At 51.0% G+C, this 20307-nt stretch carries 21 protein-coding genes and 1 riboswitch; of the genes, 2 read left to right on the plus strand and 19 right to left on the minus strand.

What is annotated here, in order from left to right:
• Positions 1 to 33: 33 nt before the first annotated feature.
• The 14 genes from ABEA66_RS06760 to ABEA66_RS06825 all read right to left on the minus strand — a co-directional run bounded on the left by ABEA66_RS06760 (position 34) and on the right by ABEA66_RS06825 (position 14053).
• Complete coding sequence (locus ABEA66_RS06760) at positions 34 to 855, minus strand: ABC transporter ATP-binding protein (RefSeq protein ID WP_345586983.1); 822 nt, start codon at positions 853 to 855, stop codon at positions 34 to 36.
• 41 nt (positions 856 to 896) lie between these two features.
• On the minus strand, positions 897 to 1934 hold the full coding sequence (locus ABEA66_RS06765) for a FecCD family ABC transporter permease (protein WP_079908149.1): 1038 nt from the start codon (positions 1932 to 1934) through the stop codon (positions 897 to 899).
• 1 nt (position 1935) lies between these two features.
• Positions 1936 to 2964: an ABC transporter substrate-binding protein gene (locus ABEA66_RS06770; protein WP_345586984.1), complete on the minus strand. Its 1029-nt coding sequence runs from the start codon at positions 2962 to 2964 to the stop codon at positions 1936 to 1938.
• Between the two features lie 187 nt (positions 2965 to 3151).
• Positions 3152 to 3350: riboswitch (cobalamin riboswitch) on the minus strand.
• A 45-nt stretch (positions 3351 to 3395) separates the two neighbouring features.
• The gene (locus ABEA66_RS06775; protein WP_079908147.1) at positions 3396 to 3938 is read right to left on the minus strand and encodes a hypothetical protein; all 543 of its coding nucleotides are present in this window, start codon (positions 3936 to 3938) and stop codon (positions 3396 to 3398) included.
• A 131-nt stretch (positions 3939 to 4069) separates the two neighbouring features.
• On the minus strand, positions 4070 to 4336 hold the full coding sequence (locus ABEA66_RS06780; RefSeq protein WP_079908146.1) for an aspartyl-phosphate phosphatase Spo0E family protein: 267 nt from the start codon (positions 4334 to 4336) through the stop codon (positions 4070 to 4072).
• Positions 4337 to 4459: 123 nt separating this feature from the next.
• Positions 4460 to 5650 (minus strand): aminotransferase class I/II-fold pyridoxal phosphate-dependent enzyme, encoded by a 1191-nt coding sequence (locus tag ABEA66_RS06785; RefSeq protein ID WP_345586985.1) that lies wholly within the window; start codon positions 5648 to 5650, stop codon positions 4460 to 4462.
• 13 nt (positions 5651 to 5663) lie between these two features.
• Positions 5664 to 6155, minus strand: coding sequence for an Lrp/AsnC family transcriptional regulator (locus ABEA66_RS06790; RefSeq protein WP_079908144.1), 492 nt, complete (start codon positions 6153 to 6155; stop codon positions 5664 to 5666).
• Between the two features lie 276 nt (positions 6156 to 6431).
• On the minus strand, positions 6432 to 6710 hold the full coding sequence (locus ABEA66_RS06795) for a hypothetical protein (protein WP_079908143.1): 279 nt from the start codon (positions 6708 to 6710) through the stop codon (positions 6432 to 6434).
• Between the two features lie 416 nt (positions 6711 to 7126).
• The gene (gene cysK / locus ABEA66_RS06800) at positions 7127 to 8056 is read right to left on the minus strand and encodes a cysteine synthase A (protein WP_345586986.1); all 930 of its coding nucleotides are present in this window, start codon (positions 8054 to 8056) and stop codon (positions 7127 to 7129) included.
• A 124-nt stretch (positions 8057 to 8180) separates the two neighbouring features.
• Positions 8181 to 9491, minus strand: a complete 1311-nt coding sequence (locus ABEA66_RS06805) for an MFS transporter (RefSeq protein WP_345586987.1) — start codon at positions 9489 to 9491, stop codon at positions 8181 to 8183.
• A 125-nt stretch (positions 9492 to 9616) separates the two neighbouring features.
• Positions 9617 to 10132: a hypothetical protein gene (locus tag ABEA66_RS06810; protein WP_345586988.1), complete on the minus strand. Its 516-nt coding sequence runs from the start codon at positions 10130 to 10132 to the stop codon at positions 9617 to 9619.
• 138 nt (positions 10133 to 10270) lie between these two features.
• Positions 10271 to 10669, minus strand: a complete 399-nt coding sequence (locus tag ABEA66_RS06815; protein ID WP_377739962.1) for a DUF350 domain-containing protein — start codon at positions 10667 to 10669, stop codon at positions 10271 to 10273.
• A 209-nt stretch (positions 10670 to 10878) separates the two neighbouring features.
• Entirely contained in the window at positions 10879 to 11556 is a 678-nt protein-coding gene (locus tag ABEA66_RS06820) for a PspA/IM30 family protein (RefSeq protein ID WP_192701275.1), read from the minus strand.
• Between the two features lie 133 nt (positions 11557 to 11689).
• Positions 11690 to 14053, minus strand: coding sequence for an endonuclease MutS2 (locus ABEA66_RS06825; RefSeq protein WP_345586989.1), 2364 nt, complete (start codon positions 14051 to 14053; stop codon positions 11690 to 11692).
• Positions 14054 to 14283: 230 nt separating this feature from the next.
• Here ABEA66_RS06825 and ABEA66_RS06830 point away from each other — a divergent pair, with 230 nt between their 5' ends.
• Positions 14284 to 14643 carry a phage holin family protein gene (locus ABEA66_RS06830; RefSeq protein WP_079908136.1) on the plus strand — a complete coding sequence of 120 codons (360 nt, stop codon included), beginning with the start codon at positions 14284 to 14286 and terminating at the stop codon, positions 14641 to 14643.
• Between the two features lie 198 nt (positions 14644 to 14841).
• Entirely contained in the window at positions 14842 to 15240 is a 399-nt protein-coding gene (locus ABEA66_RS06835; RefSeq protein WP_345586990.1) for a cupredoxin domain-containing protein, read from the plus strand.
• Positions 15241 to 15333: 93 nt separating this feature from the next.
• Here ABEA66_RS06835 and ABEA66_RS06840 read toward each other — a convergent pair whose 3' ends face one another.
• The 5 genes from ABEA66_RS06840 to ABEA66_RS06860 form a co-directional block, all read right to left on the minus strand.
• A complete protein-coding gene (locus ABEA66_RS06840; RefSeq protein ID WP_345586991.1) occupies positions 15334 to 15909 on the minus strand; it encodes a uracil-DNA glycosylase in 576 nt (191 codons plus the stop codon).
• A 38-nt stretch (positions 15910 to 15947) separates the two neighbouring features.
• Positions 15948 to 17027 carry a Ger(x)C family spore germination protein gene (locus ABEA66_RS06845; RefSeq protein ID WP_345586992.1) on the minus strand — a complete coding sequence of 360 codons (1080 nt, stop codon included), beginning with the start codon at positions 17025 to 17027 and terminating at the stop codon, positions 15948 to 15950.
• Positions 17028 to 17045: 18 nt separating this feature from the next.
• Positions 17046 to 18134: a hypothetical protein gene (locus ABEA66_RS06850; RefSeq protein WP_345586993.1), complete on the minus strand. Its 1089-nt coding sequence runs from the start codon at positions 18132 to 18134 to the stop codon at positions 17046 to 17048.
• A 73-nt stretch (positions 18135 to 18207) separates the two neighbouring features.
• On the minus strand, positions 18208 to 19515 hold the full coding sequence (locus tag ABEA66_RS06855; protein ID WP_179135815.1) for a spore germination protein: 1308 nt from the start codon (positions 19513 to 19515) through the stop codon (positions 18208 to 18210).
• Positions 19516 to 19752: 237 nt separating this feature from the next.
• Entirely contained in the window at positions 19753 to 20298 is a 546-nt protein-coding gene (locus tag ABEA66_RS06860; protein WP_144027716.1) for a CvpA family protein, read from the minus strand.
• Between the last annotated feature and the right edge of the window lie 9 nt (positions 20299 to 20307).

The raw sequence follows: 20307 nt of genomic DNA on the forward strand, positions 1-20307 counted from the left end.
CTCCCAAATCTGGTTCCTATATCTTTTAACCTGCTATGAATCGGCCCCGCTCTGCAAAAGAATTTGCGGTACGCCGGTAACCGGATGCTTAAGCACGATTGGCTGTGTACGGTATACCCGCTCCAGCAGCTCGCTTCGGAGAACCTCCTCCGGTTCGCCGATCCCTGCTATACGGCCGTTTTGCAGCAATAACAGCCTGCCGCAATATTGCGCGGCCAAATTCAATTCGTGCAGCACGGCGATAACGGTAAGACCTGATTCCTGCTGCCAGGAGCGAATCCAATCCATCATCTGGACCTGATAGCCAATATCCAGATACGTGGTCGGCTCGTCCAGCAGCAGAAGCTTCGGCTGCTGCGCCATCACCTTACCGAGCGCGACGCGCTGCCGCTCGCCGCCGCTCAATGCGTCGATGCTGCGGTGCTCCAGCTGTCGCAGCTCCAGCCGCTCGAGGATATCATCGATTAGCCGCTCCGAGTCCACAGCCCCGGCTTCATCGCCGAGCCAGTTTTGAAACGGATAGCGGCCCATCGCAATGACCTCGCGCACGGTAAAGCCAAGCGGGGGAAGGGCATCCTGCTGGAGCACGGCCGCCCATCGGGCCAGCTGCTTGCGCGGGTATTCGCATGCCTCTTTGCCGTTCAGAAGGACCCGGCCTGCAGAAGGCTTCTCTACGCCGGAGATCAGCTTCAGCAGCGTCGACTTGCCGCTGCCGTTCGGACCGATGATGCCGAAGCATTCGCCCGAGGATACCGAAAAGCTCACCTTATCGAGCACCTGCCTCGAGGAATACGCTAATCCCACACCCTCCACGGCAATAACTTTCTCATCTGCATGAGCTTCCTCACTGTTCATTTCCTGCAGCCCCCTTCCCTTCAACATCTTGGCATCGTAAATTATTCGTTCGACAATCGCTTGCTTCTTTTTAATAAATAGGCAAAAAACGGAGCCCCCATGAACGCGGTTACCACTCCGAGCGGAATTTCCGTCGGACTCAGGACCGTACGGGCAAGCGTATCCGCCCACAGTACGTAGATTGCTCCCCCGATAAGGGAAAGAGGCAGCAGCAGCCGATAGTCCGGCCCTACGATCAGCCGCAGCAAATGCGGCACGATCAGGCCGACAAAGCCTACGACCCCGGAGACCGACACGGCCGCCGCCGTAATCAGCGTTGCAGCCGCCAGCACAATAAGCTTCGTTCGCTCGACCCTTATACCCAGATAGGCCGCCTGCTGCTCGCCCAAAGCGAATAAATTCATCGCTCTTCCATAGCCGAACAGGATCATGACGCCGATCGCCAAGTAGGGCAGCAGCACAAGCGAATACATCCAGCCCCGAAGCGCCAGGCTGCCCATCAGCCAAAACACAATTTCATTAATAACCTGCTTGGACATCGCGACCATAAACGAGACGAAGGCCCCGAGAAAGGCCTGCATGACGACCCCGGATAAAATCAGGGCTTCCATCCGTATCTTGCCGCCCGTTCTTGCGAGCATAATCACAGTGATCAAGGATAGCGCTCCTGTAATGAATGCGACAACCGGAACAGTTGCCGAGCCCAGCAGGGCAAACTGCAGCCCGAACAAGATCAGGAAAGCAGCGCCGACCGAGGCGCCAGAAGAAACCCCCAACGTATAGGGGTCCGCCAGCGGATTGCGCAGCACACCCTGGAAGGCCGCACCCGCAATGCCCAAGGAAGCGCCGACCAGCACACCCAGCAGTACGCGGGGCAGCCGGACGCGCCAAATAATCTGCTCGGAGGCCGGCTGCCAGTCCACGGGAACCGAGCCTCCGATTCCGGGCAGATGATGCGCCAGAATGCCCCATACATGCAGGAGCGGCACATGAACCGTACCGATGGATAAACTGATCGTCACGGAAAGAAGAAGGAGCAGCACTCCCGCTCCTCCCCATGCCATTAGCTTCCGCTTCATTTTATTTCACCAATTCCGGATAAATGCCTTTGGCTACATCTACCAGCGCTGCTGTAATCCGCGGTCCCGGACGGCTGATCGAGTCCTTATCCAACCCCGCCAGCTTGTTGTTTTTGATCGCATCGACATTAGCCCAGCTAGTCCGCTCTCTAATGATTTGATCCATGGACTTCTTGGAATTTTCATCGATCAGATTTTTCGGGTACAAAATCACTTGAGGATTATCCGCGATCACCTTTTCTTCATTCAGCTTCGCGTACCCGGTAATGTCGGAAGAAACATTAATACCGCCAGCCAAGTTGATCAGCTCGTCCATGAATTCTCCCTTCCCTACCGTCCAGCCCGGAGAAAATTCCATGAGCACCCTTTTCTTTTGCTCCGGCTTCAGATCCTTGACGGCATCCGTAACCTTCTGACGATCCGCCTTCATAGAAGCTACCAGCTTCTCCGCCTGCTCCTGCTTGTCAAAAATTTGCCCGAATTTCAAAATATTGTTCATGACGTCGTCAATCGTCTTGGGCTCTACCTTAAACACGTTCACATTCAAGCCTCTGAGCTGCTCGACGGCTGCTGTTTTGAGCGATACGCCCGATAGCACGACATCCGCGTTAGCCGCAATCAGCGCTTCCTCATTCGGCTTCACGATGCTGCCCATCTTAGGCTTTTTCTTCGCTTCCTCCGGATAATCGCAAAAGTCGGATACGCCGACGACTTTGTCGCCCAAGCCCAGAGCGAACAGAGTCTCCGTCTCGCTGGGAGACACCGACACAATCTTGGCCGGCGCCTTTTCAAAGGTAAACTCCTTGCCTGTTGCATCCTTCACTTTCAACGGATATACTGTAGCCTTTGCGTTCGCGGCTGGAGGGCTTGTCTGTTCTCCGCTGCTCGCTTTAGCCGGCTCCTTCAGATCTGCCGTGCCCGAGGGCTTCGTCTCCTTCGGCGCGCAGCCGGCTGCGCTGAACACAAGCGCCAGACCCAGCACAGCCGCCAGCCATTTTTTTCCGCCGCTTCGTTTCATTTCACTCCACATTGTGGTACCTCCTTTGTCCTTCCATCCCATTGTATCGTTCCTGTTCCATGTCCCGGTTTGCATGCACGTCAAAAACCCTCTGATCCTGATCGCTGCAATTAGGAAGCAGAGGGCATGCGATTGCAGACGCTGTCCGTTATTCTGAACGCAGCGCGTGCAAGCGACGCTCCTTTTTCCTCGAAAGGCCCGGTCTATTCCCGATTAGGCAGGTTTCCTGGCTTATGGAGTTGTACGGAGGCCTCGCCTTCCCATTCCGGTTCAGAACAGTGGCATTATGAGACTCTCCCTCCAAAATACAGTGGCGGGACCGCTCCGGATTCACACCGGCTTCCCTTTTAACCTGCCGGCTTGTTAAGCAGACAGGCACCTAGTCGGATAACTCTATGAAATTAAAGTCAGACCTGCCTATGCAGCAGGAACGTCCATTAGGTCTATTTTTGCGCGATGACCTTCATCACCTGTAAGCCCTTTTCCAGATTTTTGGCATTGGCCGGAATGAAGGCTACCAAATCTTTGCCATTCAGATTAAGCTCTGTAAACCATTTGGTTTGTTCCAAAGGAATACCGTACAAATGCTTCTCTTTCTTCGGCGCTGCATTCTTATCCTTGGAATCTACCGGGAGCTCCAGAACGCCTCCGGGAAAATCCTCCTGCTTCGCCACATCATCCAGACTGACATAGCCGCCCTGCTGGCCTATCGTTTTAAACTGCTCCGTCGGCACAATAATGATGCTGTTATCTCCCGCCGCAATTTCAACGACCAATTTATCCATAGAAAACATCGGCGTGGTCTGAATCTTTACGGTCGGAGCTTCGCCAAGCTTCGTTTGCAGCGCAGCCTGCAGCTTATCTCCCACTTCGTTCGGAATTCCATTGGGGCCTGTCATAAAAATCAATACATCAGCCTTGGGTCCCCCGCCGCAGCCGGCTAGCACCAGCAGCAGCATGATGATGAGCATGAATTTCCCTTTCATGTTCCCTCTCCTTATAGATGCGCTTTCTTGGATTGCTGTTACCCCCAATCATATCATAAATGTCTCGTTTCTTTCAAAACTAGAGATAAAAAAGGAGATGGCCGCAGGCTGAAATGTAAAAAAAGGAACCGTTACCGGCTCCTCTTATTTCGATTCATATACTCATTTATCTTTTTGTCCAGGATCATGCTGATCTTCACAACTTCCGGTGAGGTCAAGCATTGCTCGCTCTGAACCAGTCGTTCGAGCTCCTGACGCAACCTATAAATCTCTTCTTCCAAAGATACGTCAGAAGATGACCGCTTCTTTTTCCCAAAAAACCACTTGGCTTGCTGATTATTCTCTCGAATCCAACCAATTTGCGGGTAATGCCTAAGCTGATATTCCGGAAAAGCCATTCTTCATCCCCCCCTGGCATATCTTTAGATTCGGAAGTCCCATAACCCCAAAGGATATGAAACTTCTATACTATTAAAGATAACAGTTTTTGTCGGGGATGGAAATGACTACTTTTGTCGAAACTATAATTTACGTATAAAATTTCCGATCCTTTCGATCGCTTCCAGCAATTGATTGACGGAAGTCGCGTAGGAGCAGCGCACGAAGCCTTCTCCGCCCAAGCCGAACACATATCCCGGCACCGCAGCGACCTTCGCTTCAAGGAGCAAACGCTGGGCAAACTCTTCCGAGCTTAGCCCTGTAGAGGCAATCGAAGGGAAGGCATAGAACGCTCCCTGCGGCTCATGGCACTCGAGCCCGATGTCCCGGAAGCCTTGAACGACAAGCCGGCGCCGTTGGTTATAGGACTCTACCATGCGGTCCTTTTCATCCATACCGTTTTTCAAAGCCTCGAGAGCTGCGACTTGCCCCATAGCAGGTGCGCACATGACGGTGTATTGGTGAATTTTGAGCATCGCTGAAATTAAATCCCTATGTCCGCAAGCATAGCCCATCCTCCAGCCGGTCATCGCGAAAGCTTTGGAGAAGCCGCTGACCAGGATGGTGCGGTCCTTCATGCCCGGCAAGGAAGCGAAGCTGACATGCTTCTGCTCGTAAGTCAATTCTGCATAGATTTCGTCGGAAATGACAATAAGGTCGTTTTCCTCAACAATTTTTGCAATCGGGAGCCAATCCTCGTACGTCATGATACCGCCTGTCGGGTTGCTCGGATAGCACAGAATCAGTACTTTAGACTTAGATGTAATGCTCGCCTTCAAGGCTTCGGGAGTCAGCTTGAAATTATCCTTCGCGAACGTCTCGATCCCGACAGGAATCCCCCCGCCGATCTTCGTAATCGGAGAATAGGAAATATAGCAAGGCTCCGGAACAAGTACTTCATCCCCCGGGACGATCAAGGCACGCAAGGCCAAGTCAATGGCTTCACTGCCGCCCACCGTAACCAGGATTTCGTCAGAAGGCTCGTACGGCACATGGAACGAATCGTACAAATACTCGGCGATCGCTTCCCTTAGCTCTGGCATTCCTGCATTCGGCGTATACTTCGTATTGCCGCGTTCAAGGGAATACACGCAGGCTTCACGCACGTGCCAAGGCGTGCAAAAATCCGGCTCGCCGACACCAAGAGAAATGATATCCTTGCTGGCGCTGACCAGATCAAAAAATTTGCGGATCCCTGATGGGGGGATTTCTCTCACCAAGGGAGCCAAATAACCCGACATCGACTTTGTAGAAGGCTCATGTTGTTTGATCATCACTCATCATCCTTCACGGGGAGATTAACATACGGCGGTCATCCTCATGATCTTCAAAGGTGATGCCGTCCTGCTTATATTTTTTAAGTATGAAATGTGTTTTGGTCGATAAAACGCGGTCTATCGGCGACAGCTTATTGGATACGAAAGAAGCGACTTCCTTCAGCGTTTTCCCTTCGATCTCTACCAGCAAATCATAGGCTCCGGACATCAAATATACGGATTTGACTTCCGGATACAAGTAAATGCGCTCGGCGATCGCATCGAAGCCGCGTCCGCGTTCCGGCGTGATCTGAACTTCAATCAATGCGGTTACCTTCTCGTTGTCCACCTTCGCCCAGTTCACAATCGGCGCGTATTTGATAATGACGTGCGCATCCTCCAATTGCTTGATCGCTTCCGCCACTTCCGCCTCCGGCGCACCCAGCATAGTTGCTATTAACGCCGGGGTTCTTCTCGCGTCTTCCTTAAGCAGCTCAATAATTCGCATTTTAAACTGTTCCATCGGTGGTTAACCCTCCCAAGAGTTGTGCCTTACATTAGCTTCCTTCCAGGTTTTGCGTTAGACAAAACCTGTCTTCCGCTTACATGTCATGGATAGATAAATTATTACTCCATATTACACCCAACCGGCGGCTTTTTGCAAAATAAAATTGCTCTTGCTTGGGCTGAGCCAAGTCTGCATGCCATCCCTTCAACGCAAAAATAGCCCGCAGGGCACAATAGCCTCGGGCTTGCATAAAATCTATATAAGAAATAATAGGCTGCTGTAAAAATGCTACTAACGGTGAATCGATAACAGCCTGCGTATGTTCGCTTCAATCTCGTGGCAGCGGTAATCCTCAAGCACGGTAATTTGCAGCCCGCCTTGCCCGTCCGACTCTCCTGTCACTCTTCCGATGCCCACCAGCCGGCCTTTGTCATAAGCGGCGATCACATAAGGGCTCTGGCAGTACGTTTTGTACAGAAGTTCCGCATCGGCTGCATGATCCTCGACGGATGCCAGCAATTGCTCAAACTGTCCTTGTGCAGGAGGCTCATTTTCTAATGCTATAATCAAGTCAATCACCATCCTACCTTGTATTGTTCTACACTTATAATTATACATCTATATGCATTTTTATTCAACTTATTTTTCAATTATTCCTGCCTAATTTTGAATGGCTTGCTGCTTCTTCCGAGCGAGCTTCCACTAGTTCCTAACCAAAACAAAAAAGCACCTCTCGCGAGGTGCTCCGGGTTGTTGAGAATCCTATCTTTGAGAAAAATGCAAAAGGTGATAGGTAGGGTGTCCCCTGCAGGAGCGATAGCGTTCGCCTTTGTTCTCGGAAAATCACTGCTATGAAGCAATATGATCAAGTTTTCCGAGAACAACAGCAGCCGGAAGGGGATACCCTACCGGGTACCATAGCCGTTTTTCGGATTCTCAGGTTCTTCAACAAACTTAAGCACCTCTCACGAGGTGCTCGTCCCTACTTAAACAAAGATGCCCATGCTCAAATACCGTTCTCCCGTATCCGGAGCTATGCACAATACCCGCTTCCCTTTACCGAGCTTCTTGGCTACCTGCAGCGCGGTCCACACCGTAGCGCCGGCGGATGGACCGACCAGAATCCCTTCCTTGCTGCCAAGCTCCCGGGTCGTGCGGAGCGCGTCCTCATCGGCCACCTGTACGATCTCGTCGTACACCTCCGTATTAAGGATAGCCGGAACAAAGCCGGGACTGGTTCCTACCAATTTGTGCGGGCCCGGCTTTCCGCCGGACAATACCGGGGAGCCTTTAGGCTCGACGACATAAATTTGAATGCCCGGAATGCGTTCGCGAAGCACCTCGCCTGTCCCGGTAATCGTGCCTCCCGTTCCCGATGAAGCCACGAACGCATCCAGCTTGCCCTCCGTCTGCTCGATAATTTCCAGTGCCGTAGTCGTTCTGTGAATATCTGGATTCGCCGGATTTTCGAATTGCTGCGGAATGAAGCTGTCCGGTATTTCATCCCGAAGCTCCAGCGCGCGGCGGATCGCTCCCGGCATTCTTTGATCGGCAGGGGTCAGCTCTACATGAGCTCCGTACGCCTTCAATATGTTAATACGCTCTTTCGTCATGTTATCCGGCATGACCAGGATCGCCTTATAGCCCTTGGCCGCCGCATTCATGGCAAGCCCGATCCCGGTATTGCCGCTGGTCGGCTCGATAATCGTAGCGCCCGGCTTCAAGATCCCGTCTTTTTCCGCCTGGGCTATCAGGTTCATGGCCGCCCGATCCTTCACGCTTCCGCTCGGATTGAAATATTCCAGCTTGACGTATACCTCGGCGTCATTCTCTCCCGTTAACCGGTTCAAGCGTACCGCCGGCGTATCCCCAATAAGTTCCGTAACGCTGTTGACCATTCGATTGTTTTTGCTCATCTAAAGCCACTCCTTTCCGCACAGGACTCGTCGCTCTATGCTCTACACCTTCGTCCTAATTGTAACGGCGCTCCTTATTTTGTCAACAGCCTGGATACTGCCGGAAGGCTCCATAGCAGGATGATTACGACGCCTTAACCGGTTTATCCATCGGAACCTTTCGCATGAAAAACCAGGATGCAATCGGAGTGCAGCCGATGCCCAGGAGCAACAAGTTCATCGCGGCAGGAGAGGAAGTCATCGCCACCACAGCGATAAAAACGGCCGTCCCCGTAATCCGGCCCGCATTCAAAGCAAGCTCGCGCATCACGATATACTCCTCCCGATGCTTTACGCTATCCTCATGCTTGCCGATCAAATCAAATACGGAGGAGGTCATAGGAATCGAGTACATCGGAAAAAAAAGTCCGACGCCAGCCCCAAAAATGAGCAAAGTCAAAAAATTGACCTTCCAGAAAAAGGGCAGAATGACAAGGACGATCATGACCGCTCCGATCAGCATCGCTTTCTTCCTGTATTTCGGCTTCAGCAGCCTTCCTGTAATCATAAAGCTGACCAAAGAAACAGCCGAGGTAATCAGGGCAAAGTTCCCCAGCTTCATCTCATTGCCGGTATGAACATAAACAAGCAGACCGATCATGAAACCAAACACGCCTTCCCTTGCGCCTTGAGCTACCAAGCCGAGTGACACCGTACGCCACAGCGTCTCCTTTTGACTCAGACAGCGCAGAGTAAGGAACCATTCGTAATGTCCTTGCGACTTTCTTTTTTTCAGAAAAAAACTGAATATGACACCAATTACGAAAATGACAAGAGACAGTGTAAAGATCACGCGATATCCGTTCGTCTGCTTCAAATGAATGATTAAAAAGCCGGAGATCCACGGAGCGATCATCCCTGCCCCGGACCCTAACAACCCGGCCCATCCGTTAAAACGATCCCGATTCCCTGGATTCGTCACCTCAAAATATACTACGTTGAAGGCTAGCCAAAATAAACCGGAAGCCATCCCGAGAATAACCCCCAAGAGCAGGTAGAAATGAACCGCGTTGGTTCCGAACCACAGCACCAGCGTATAAAACAAGGCGGATACCGCCACTCCGGCCCGTAAACAGTTCATCTTGTTATGCTCCTTGACCCATTTTCCCGCAAGCCAAAAGGTCAGAGCCATCGCCACATGGTTAATCAGCGTAAACCAGCCGATAAGAGCAAAGTCCTGCCGCGCCTTCCACAGATAGACGTTGACAAACGTACCTGACAAAGCGTTGGCCGCAGCCACCAAGCCTTGAACGATCAGAAGCAGCCTGGATTGTGCTGTCAGCCTGCCTCCTTTCCCGGAGGAAGTCTCACTCTCGTCGCCGTCGTAGCGCCACCCTGTGCGCTGCTCTTTGCTCCGCACCCATTTGTGCGGAAATTGTTTGGTTCCAGAATGCATTGTGCTCACCTGTTATGTAGGATTATGACGTCCTTGTTAACCTTCCCCTCTCTACGAAAAACATGAGGGAATGAAAAAAAAGGAAATCCCCATCCTAGTGGGAATTTCCTTTTTGAGAGCCGAGCTTATTGATGGCCATGTTGCTTTAACAGCTCGATCATCGCCAGACGGTCTTCCTCGGACAATACCTGCTCCATTCTGAAGCAGGAAGGGCAGACGAAGACCTTCGTGCTGTGAGCCGCCTTAACCAAAGGCTGGTTCAGTCGCGGCGGGATGACAGGAACGAAGCCTTGCTGCATGGTCTGCGTACCTGTTAGCAGCATAAAGCTGTGGCAGACAGGACATTCCGGCGTATCCTCCTGCGTGTCCAGTACACGCTGTACGCCTTCCTCGTAGTCTTCGATCCCTTCAAACTCCTCGTAGTCCTCATATTCCTCGAGGTCCTCATCATCCTCAGGATCGTCAGCTTCCTCTTCGTCCAAATCCACCTCTTGCTCGTCCTGCCCTACCTTCAAATTAATGCTGCGGTAATCGCCGAGCTCATTAAAGCAGTGCGGACAGGTTTCCTCCGGACCGATTTCGGGGTCCCATACAATCTCGGTTTGGCACCATGGACATACTTGATCATGCGATTGCGGCACCGTACATTCCTCCGATTCAACTTACTAGCCGTGTTTAATAAAATAATACGTGCCCCAGACGAAAAACACAAGCGCCAGGGCCAGCAAACTGCCCCATAAATATTTCATTTCATGCCCTCCGGATCTAGCCCTGCCATCTTAAGTTACACTCGCACCGATAACATACGACATGGAGATGGAAATCACCATCGACAGGAATCCAACCGCCTTGTTATCCTTTTGAATCTGCTCATCTATTTTAAAGTATGGCGTCAAAAATTCAAATATAAAATAGGCGACCAGAAGCAAAATAAAGCCGTAGCCGGCCCAAATCAGCGAATGGAGCACGGAATCGTTATTTAAAATAGCAAAGCGGAACAGGTTGCAAATCCCGAATATTTTGCCTCCGGTAGCCATAGCTACTGACAGGTTTCCATTCTTGATTTCTTCCCAGTCCTTATATCGGGTCACTAGCTCAAAGATGGCAAGGAACACAATGAGAGCTACGACGGCAACGGAGAAAAAAGCCAGCGTCTCTATATAAGGATTATTTAGCATGACATCCACCTCTTCATTCAAGTATCGACACCTCCCTACAAAACCTCAAAAGTAGCGAATCCTGATTGTTTCGTTGCATTTCGGGGAATTCCCCGGATAAGAAAAACATATTCGGGTACGGGATTGAATATGAAACGGCTTTAACGCTTGAAGAGACTGTGGCCGAAGCCGCAGTCTCTTGCTTGGTCGATACTATTGTTCGGGGTGGATTAGGATTCTTTCTTTGCTGCCAGCTTGGCTCTCAAAGCGGCAAGCTCATCGTCAACGCCGTCGCTCTTGCCCAATTGATCCAATTCATCATCCAGGCTGCGGTTTTTGGAACGAAGCTCGTTGCTTGCTTCCGCCTCCGCTTCCATTTGCAATACTTTTTCCGACATACGATCAAAGCCTTTAGCCGCATTATCCGTTCCAAAGCCGGACATCGCCTGGTTGATTTGCTTTTGCGCTTTTGCCGCTTCCGCACGAGCTACGAGCAAATCCTTTTTGTTTTTCATTTTGGTAAACTCGTCTTTCATCTCTTGCAGCTGATCGCGCAGACGATCTGCATTGCCTTTGGCGATATCGTATTGCTTTTTCATTTCTTCATAACGGGTTTGATGCTCTTTCTTATCCTGCAGCGCACGGCGGGCCAAATCTTCATTGCCTTGCTCCAGAGCCTTCAGAGCCTGCTCTTCACGCTTTTGCACCATTTCGAACGCTTCTTCGTATTGCTGCTTGAATTTCTTCTCAACCGCAATTTGCTTCGCTACAGCCACTTCGGCTTCGTTGATGTCCTCTTCCATGTCGCGCAAGAATTGGTTCAGCATTTTCACCGGATCTTCCGCTTTATCTAACAAATCGTTAATCGAAGCCATTGTTAAGTCACGCAATCTTTTGAAGATTCCCATACCCAAATTCCTCCCATGAATGTTCTATTGTATTGGAAAAGCTTTAGTTCTTATCTTACAGTAACATCGATGTTTACACTATACATACGAGGCAACCCTGCTCGGAGTTTCATCGCGCTGCAAAAAAAATTTGTCACTTCAGCTCGGCTACGGTGACCCCAGTACCGCCTTCATTATAATTGCCGATACGATAGCTCTTGACGTGCTTATGCTTGCGCAAAAACTCCTGAATCCCCGTCCGCAAAATTCCGGTGCCTTTACCATGAATAATATAGACCTGGCCGAAATTGGCCAAATACGATTCATCCAGAAAACGGTCGACCTCAATCAGCGATTCCTCCAGATTAAGTCCCCGCAGGTCCAGCTCCATTCTGGCGTTCTCATCCCGTGTCCGCTTCAGGCTTGCTGCGGCTTGCTGCGGTTTCTTCTCCGCGGCGGATGCAGCCTTAACAAGCTCCAGATCGGCCAGCTGAACCTTCATCTTCATGATGCCGAGCTGTACCATCGCTTCGGTATCGCTGACCACTTCAACGATATGGCCCTTCTGACGCAGGTTGGTTACAAGCACCTCGTCTCCGGCTTCCAGCTTATCCTGCTTCTTCTTGGAAGGCTGCGCCGTCTTTTTCTGCCGAAGCTCCGGCACGGCCTGATCCAATCTGCGCTTGGCGTCGCTTAACTGGTGATCCTTCACCAGATGGGCTTCCCGCTGCATGCGCCGCAGATCGGCGATGATCTCGTCCGCCTCGCGCCGGGCTTTGGCGACAGCCTCCTGAGCTTCGCGCTCCGCTTTCTCGAACATCCGGTCACGCTGCTCTTCAAAGCGCTGCTGCTGGGCTTCCAGCTTCGCACGCAGGCTCTCCACCTCGCGGCGGAGCTGTTCGGCCGTTTGACGCTCCGCTTCGGCTGTCAAACGGTTTTCTTCCAGCGTGGCGATCATCGATTCCACACGCTGATCCTCTTCGCCGACCTGCCCGCGGGCATGCTCGATAATCGACTTGGCAAGGCCAAGCCGCTGGGCGATGGCGAATGCGTTGCTTCGGCCCGGAACGCCGACCAGCAGGCGATACGTCGGACTGAGCGTCTGAATATCGAACTCCATGCTGGCGTTAATGATCCCCTGACGGTCGAAGGCATAAGCCTTCAGCTCGCTGTAGTGGGTCGTGGCGACGATGCGGCAGCCCATTTTATGAATATATTCCAGGAGCGATATGGCCAGAGCCGAGCCTTCCGCCGGGTCGGTACCCGCACCCAGCTCGTCAAGAAGCACCAGGCTTTTGGGCGTCATATCGCGAAGAATCCGAATGATGTTGGTCATATGGCTTGAGAACGTACTCAAGCTTTGTTCGATGGATTGCTCATCTCCGATATCGGCATAGATTGCGTCGAAGACACATAGCTGGCTGCCTTCCTCCGCAGGAACGAACAACCCCGACATCGCCATTAAGGACAGTAGGCCGATCGTCTTGAGCGATACCGTTTTACCGCCGGTATTGGGTCCCGTTACAATAATGGTTGTATACCGGTTCCCAAGCTCGATATCGAGCGGCACAACCTTATCCGCAGAAATGAGAGGATGCCGCCCGCGCTTGATCTTTATAAATCCGCGGTCATTTAATATCGGCAGCGTTGCTTTCATCTCGTGGGACAGCCCTGCTTTGGCGAAAGTAAAATCCAGCTCGGCCAGCGCATCGAGATTGCCTAACAGGAAGTCGGCAGACTCGGCTACCAGCTCAGTCAGCATACGCAATATTTTCTCAATCTCCGTCTCTTCCTTGAGCTTCAGCTCCCGGACGCGGTTATTCAATTGAACGACGGCTTCAGGCTCGATGAACAACGTAGCGCCGGAAGCGGATTGGTCGTGTATCATCCCGCCGAAATGGCCGCGGTACTCCTGCTTCACAGGAATAACATAACGGTCGTTACGGATGGTAACGAGGTTATCCTGCAGCATCTTTTGGATGGAAGGGGTACGCACCATCTGCTCCAGACGATCCCTTGCACGCGTTTCGCTGGTTCGCAGCTCCTGACGGATACGAGCCAGCTCCGGACTGGCCGAATCCACCACCTGCGCATTCTCGTCGATACACTGCTTGATTCTGTCTTCCGTCGGCTTCAGATCCTCTATTTGCTCCGTAAGCATGACCAAAGAAGGAATTGGATAATCCTCATGCACCTCATTCAAAAACCGCTTGAGCCTTCGGCCGCCATAGATCGTATTGGCAGTATCATACAGCTCCGAAGGGCTCAACACACCGCCGATCCTCGCACGATGAACCGCCGTCTTGATATCACGAATGCCACCGAATGGAGCGCTTCCTTTGAGCCGGTTCACGTTAACCGCTTCGTCCGTAGCCTTTAAACGCCGCTTGACTTCTTCAAAATCTCCGCTCGGAAGCAGCTGCTCCACGCGTTCCTTTCCCAGACTGGTTTCCGCGTGATTGGTGCATTTATCTAATATGGAGGCGTAATCCAATGTCTTTAAAATTTTGCTGTTCAATTCCATCCTACCTTTCTTTTCCGTTACCCATCTATTCATTATATTATATCCGATGCCTTGGGGATAAGCTAATTTTCTGCTATAGCCGTTCTCTCCGCCATTCTAAAATATGGTTTACATAAACCCCATGGCACAGGCCATAATACTATGTGCAGCGAGAAAAATCGTCAAAGGTACGCCGTTCACCGTGTCAGATCCAAAATGCTACTAGAGAGGGAGGTTTAAAGCCGATGCATTTGCTTGGACATCTCGTCAGGTTTATCGTATCTGCTTTGGTCTTGATGTTCGTCAGCTTCATCGTTCCCGCATTTAAGGTCGGCGGGTTCTGGAGCGCTTTTTTCCTGGCTTTGGTCATTGCGATTGCGGCATGGGTCATTGAAGGCATCTTCGGCAAAAAGATCACACCGTTCGGTCGAGGGATCGTAGGGTTCATCACCAGCGCCGTAATCATTTGGCTGGCCCAATTTGTTGTAAGTGGAGTTACAACGAGCTTTATCGGCGCCATTCTTGCTGCATTGGTCATCGGCATTATCGACTTGTTCATTCCGGTCAAAACACCGTTTGAGCAAGGAACCCGGGATCGAAAGTAAGCTTCTCCCCACGTAGCAAGCGAGGTCTTCAAGCGTTTGCCGTAAAAGGGGACAAAAATCAGTCTGCGGATTTCCGCAAGGCTGATTTTCTTTGATTGTTGCAAATTTGCCTTCCATTATTCACCGGTTTGTCACTGCAAATGGTACGCCGCTCGTGTATCATGATCAGTGAGCAACCATAAAATGGAGGGGTAACGGATGAAAAAACTTATTATGTTGGCAGTAGCCGTCTGTCTTGTATTGGCATTGTCCGCTTGCGGTAAAAAAGAGGAGGCTAGTGCGCCGGCGCCTACTTCAAATGCGGCATCGGGTTCCGCATCCGCCGGAGCTTCCAACGAACTGAAGCTTGTCGCTTCGAACTTCAAGTTCGATCAGGCGGAATATAAAGTGAAAAAAGGACAAGACATTACCGTCACATTGGAAAATAAAGAGGGCATGCACGGTGTTGAGATTAAGGGCTTAAACGTCAAGCTGGACGGCAGCGCCAAAACAAAAACCTTCAAGGCAGACAAAGAAGGGACTTATGATATCATTTGCTCGGTTCCATGCGGCCAAGGCCATATCAATATGAAATCGAAGCTGATCGTTGAATCTTAAGGGTTCATAACCGGAGGCACGCCCGATAGGGGTGCCTCTTTATTTTGTCCATAGCCCGGTACACCGTCTTTTTTCCAAGGTCAGGCCGATCATTTATTTTTCTTCTTTGATTGTAGAAACGACCAGCTTAATATCCTCAACGAAATATTTCATCAGCACCGGTCTTCGCCTTACAGCCAAGGGATGGTAGGAGAAGGTAACCGGGATCCCCTGATAGCTGTGCCAGGCTCCTCTAAAGCTTTTTACGTCAGCCTCTTCATCCGGAAATAAAGATTGTACGACTGTGTTCCCCAAACCGAGAATTATGGCTGGTTTTTTGGCTTCAAGCTGCTCCTGTAAATAAGAAGAACAAGCCGCCCTCGCGAGCGGTTTATTATAGGCCCGTTTTGGACGGCATTTTAAAAGAAAAGTGACATAAACCATCTCAAGCGCCAGCCCCGCATCTCTCATACCGCGTTGGAGCGTCTCCCGGGTGCCGCAAACGAAAGGATTCCCTTCCCGGTCCTCCCTCAGCCCCGGGTTATCCAGCAAAACAATAATGGGTGCATCAGGGTTTCCTTCTCCCCAAATTACTCGCTGACGATGGCTGCATAGCTCGCAATTCTGGCAATGAACCGCATGCGCCGGAGGGGCTTCTTCCTCTAACATCACTGGAGTAAAGTCCGACATTCTATTTCGCAAATCCTTTCTCGTATTGTTGTCTATCCTTAGCGTACGACTCCCGGTCCCGAGATCTTCACCCGTGTGTTCACCTTAAATTTGACTTGCGGATACACCGATTCCCAATGCTTGTAATCCTGTTCATCACCGAAGTAAGCGGCCAGGTAGTGAAGCCCGAAGCCATAGGGATCCGTTCCGGAATCCCGAATTTTATAGAGCAGCCTCTCGACTTGACGGGAGAAGCGTTCGCCGAGCTTGCGCTCAATGCCTTGCCAATCCTTCTCCAGAACAAAGGGAGGGCTTTCCTCCAGAATGCCGGTGATCATGACGTTCAAAGTGACTTTCGGAATATCATCTTTGCTAACATTAATCTTGGATCGAATCTGATTGACGGTTAAGACAATCCTTTTTTTTCCGTAAGGCATCTTGAGCTCGGACTTCGGAAATTGCTTGGCCGTCATATTAAACAGCATGGTTTCTTCCGGGTCCAGAATGAGATGAGGCCGTCTTTTGCCCATAATCAGGACACGATCGATCTCGTAGGTGCTCTCTTTGCCTCGGATAATAGGAAGCGCCGGATCAAGGCCTCTTTCAAAATGGCGACGGGTCAGATCAAATAAGTACGTCGTCACCGTATAGGGAGATTCCGAGCCCTCATTGCCGAAGGTCAGAGTCAGCGCATTGCCAGGGTACCGTTCCGATTTCGGCACAACTTTGAGCACGGACAAGGCATCCGGTTCACCCACACCTACGTAGCTGACCGCTTGAATGTCCCGCCTTCGGGCGAACCAGCTCATGCTGCTGGGATCGTTATGATCGAACAGCGTTTTGCCCATCACAAATATACGGCAGTGGCCGAAATCAAGCTCCTTGTCCACAAACGACTTCAAATGTCGTACGCCTTCGGCGATCGATGGAGCATCGATGGTTTGGATTTGGGTCTTGGACGACCCGCTTTCTACCTTTGCCGATGTGATGGCCAACCGGATCGAGACCCGAAACGGCTTCTCCGGGTTTCCGCTCCAATCGATTCCCATGGCCACCACATAGAAGCGTTTGTCGATATCCTTCATCCCGCAGCCTGCGAGAAGCAGGCAAAGCAGGAAGACCGTGAATGCCCTGATCATGCTGAATGCCTCCTCTGTTCACGATGATTTGGGACGGCTCTCCGCGGTATCGCGCCCGGTTGAATTTTTTCTCGCCAAGAATACGATAAAAATCATGACGAACATAGCAAACACCTCGACACAAAACCGGGCTATAAGCCACCACCCCGTTGCCCATTGATTCCTCTGCTCATTGGCCCACAAGGAATAAACGAACGACAGCCCTCCGAAAACAGTGCATAATATCCAATTGGATAGAGGAACCGGCATTTCTTCTGCTTTGGGTTTATGGCGGGGAGAACAGCCCTTGAAAAATTCCATGGCGCAATGAAAGGTGTTCATGACGAACATCAAGGAAAGAATCGTAAAGATAACCAAGAAGATGAACAGCACCCGTTGGATGAAACCGTATTTCATGATCATGGAATCGGCTGTCACGCTCCATACAAAGATATACTGTTCTGCCGCCATCGTTCCGTGAAAGCCGATAGGGATAAAGAACGAGGAAAATGCAAAGCCGGTTCCCAAAACAGGGATGATCCAGCGATACTTGAATTTAATCGGCTTTGTGTTTAAACGATTGAATAGTTGAATATTCAAATATCCGCTGAACAAAAATGACGCCGCGGCGATCGATTCAAAGGTTGGCGCCCGATCCACATAACCGGCCACTACTCTCATCGCATCCCAGCTGAGCTGATCGTCGGTAACCGACTTGTACAGGATGAATACGCATATTGGAGCTACTAGCAGCAGCAGCATCTCGAGGGAAAACTGTACGGATCTGGAGGATCTGGAGCCGGCAAAAATACAGGCGGCAACAATGAGAAGCAAAAATGAAAATTCATTCATCTCCGGATTAAAAAACATCCCCATCGTCCGGGTAAAGTTGTATATGACAAGAACGCCTCCCGTTATCCAGGTCAAGCCCGCGAGGACAATCAAGGGAATAGCGACAGCGGGTGGAAGATATTGATGAAGAATTTCCGGCAGTCCCATGCCTGGGAACCGCAGAAAGCAGCTGGTCGTCACGATGGAGACCACTGTCCCGCAAACAATGGCGATCAGGATGCTCATTACCGCACCGTTAAACCGCTCTTTAATCAAAATGTGCGGCACAAACAGCATGACGTTCATGAACCCGACATAGATGAAATGATAGTAAAAGTAACGGATCAGAATAGATCCCCCCGATTATGATTCAACGATTTTTATTCGTCGTAAATATCGATAGATACGGCTGGCCAAAGCTGCGCAAATGGCACAAGTAGACAATAACGAGAAACATCGTCACAATAACACCGACCATGCCGTAAAAGATGGACGCGACGACGAAGACGTACTTCAAAGCCCGAATGGAGTAACTGAACGAGCTGCTCGGGATAACAAAATTAGAGATCGCAACGACGGATGTCACTATGATCATGATGCTGCTAACCAGTCCTGCCTGCTGGGCGGCTTGCCCCAGAATAAGACCTCCTACGGTTGCGGCGGTAGAGCCGACAAATCGGGGAAGACGGATACTGGCCTCAATAAGCGCCTCAATCATAAAAAGCATAATGAAGACCTCAATGAAAGCCGGATACGGTACTGCCGCCCGGCTGCCATCAATGGAGAAAGCCAGCTGCACCCGGAAAAATTCCGGATTATACTCCGATACGGCGATGTAGAGAGCAGGCAGCGTCATGGAGAGCAGCATACCGACATAACGGAACAAAATGATGACTCTCCCCATCCAGAACGGCTCGTAATCATCGTCCATCGCATGCATAAAGTCGAAGAAACGTACCGGAAGCGTAATGGCGAAGCGGCTGCCGTCGACCAGAATAGCAATCTTCCCTCTCGACAGAAACTGCGCTACGCGGTCGGGCCGTTCGGTCTGCATCGTGACGGGGAACATGCTGAACCGGGAGTTGCCCATATACATCGCGAGCTGACCGGCCGCCTGTAATAGCTTTATCTGGATATCCTCCAGCCTTTGGGACAGCTCCTTCAACGGTTTGTGGTCTACCTTGTCCCGATCGTACAAAATCATGATTCTGGTCTTCGAGTCATCTCCCTTCTCCATCTTCTCCACCGATAACGTCGGCAAATTATACCGCAAGCGCACCAGATTTGTATTCATGTCCAGATCCTCGGTGAACGCGGACTGGGGACCCTGCAGGGACGCCTCCACCTCCGTGTTCTCGGGCTGGTCCTGCATCTTCCGGACCGACTCCAGCGAATGAACATGTCCCTCGTATTCAAACAGCGTACAGCCTTTCAGCAATAGCGCCGTCCATTCGGCGGGGTCGTCCACTTGCTTGAAGCACGGGTTGCTCCGCAGCATCCTTCTGAATTCGTCGGGACGGTATCGATAAGAGAAAGGAACCATGAGCATGTCCTTCACATGATTGATATCGGTCATACTGGGGAACAGGCACATTTCCATTCTTGCCTCTCCATTATCTAACGTCTGTGCCAGCAAATCGGCGGGAGAACCAAGCAGCTTTTTGATTTGCTCCAGCATAGCAATCCACTCCTTATCTGGCATAGATTACCCTGGAAGAAGGAAAACTATGCCGCGGCAGCATCCGGTTCCTGCCGGTTTGTACAGCATGTACAACGACAAAAATAGCTCGCTGCAGGGGGGCGTAGTTGTTGAATAAGCCTCGAAAATATCAAAAAAGCCGCTGATCCCGCATGAGGCGGAAACCAGCGACTTTATTCCGTGTTTCTTTTATTTGAAGCAGCTATGGCAGTGCGATTAGACCGTTTTTTTGTTCCATAGCTCATGCAGCTTATCGGTAACCGAAGGTAATGCATTGTAAATATAAGGCGCGGACTTCGAGCCGTCCAATAAATGCCGCACCGTTTCATTAGGAATAACGGACATGACCTGCACCGCGATAACAATGATCAATGCCGCTTCAGCAAGGCCCAACAGAGCGCCGCTCCATTGATTGATCGTCTTGAGCCCTGGCGTGAGCACGATCCAGTTCAGGATGCGCCCTGCGAGGCTTAATGCGAATTTCACTCCGAAAAGAAGCACAGCAAACGCTATAGCATTGTAAATATATGTATCGAGATGGAGCCCCTTCATCATCTGCTCATATTGCCGGAACGTTTCATTATCCGGCAGGGCAAGCACCCCCGCAACCAATGGCGCCATATACGGATACAAAGCAAACGCCACCAGATAAGCAATAAAGAGGCCGGCCACGGATACGATTTGGCTAACCAATCCCCGGTAATAGCCTAACACCGTACCCGTTAACGCGATCACTGCCGCCGCCCAATCCAATCCGTTCATCGGGAGTCG

Origin of the sequence: Paenibacillus vulneris (assembly GCF_039543185.1) — a bacterium.
GTDB classification, from domain to species: Bacteria; Bacillota; Bacilli; order Paenibacillales; family NBRC-103111; genus Paenibacillus_S; species Paenibacillus_S vulneris.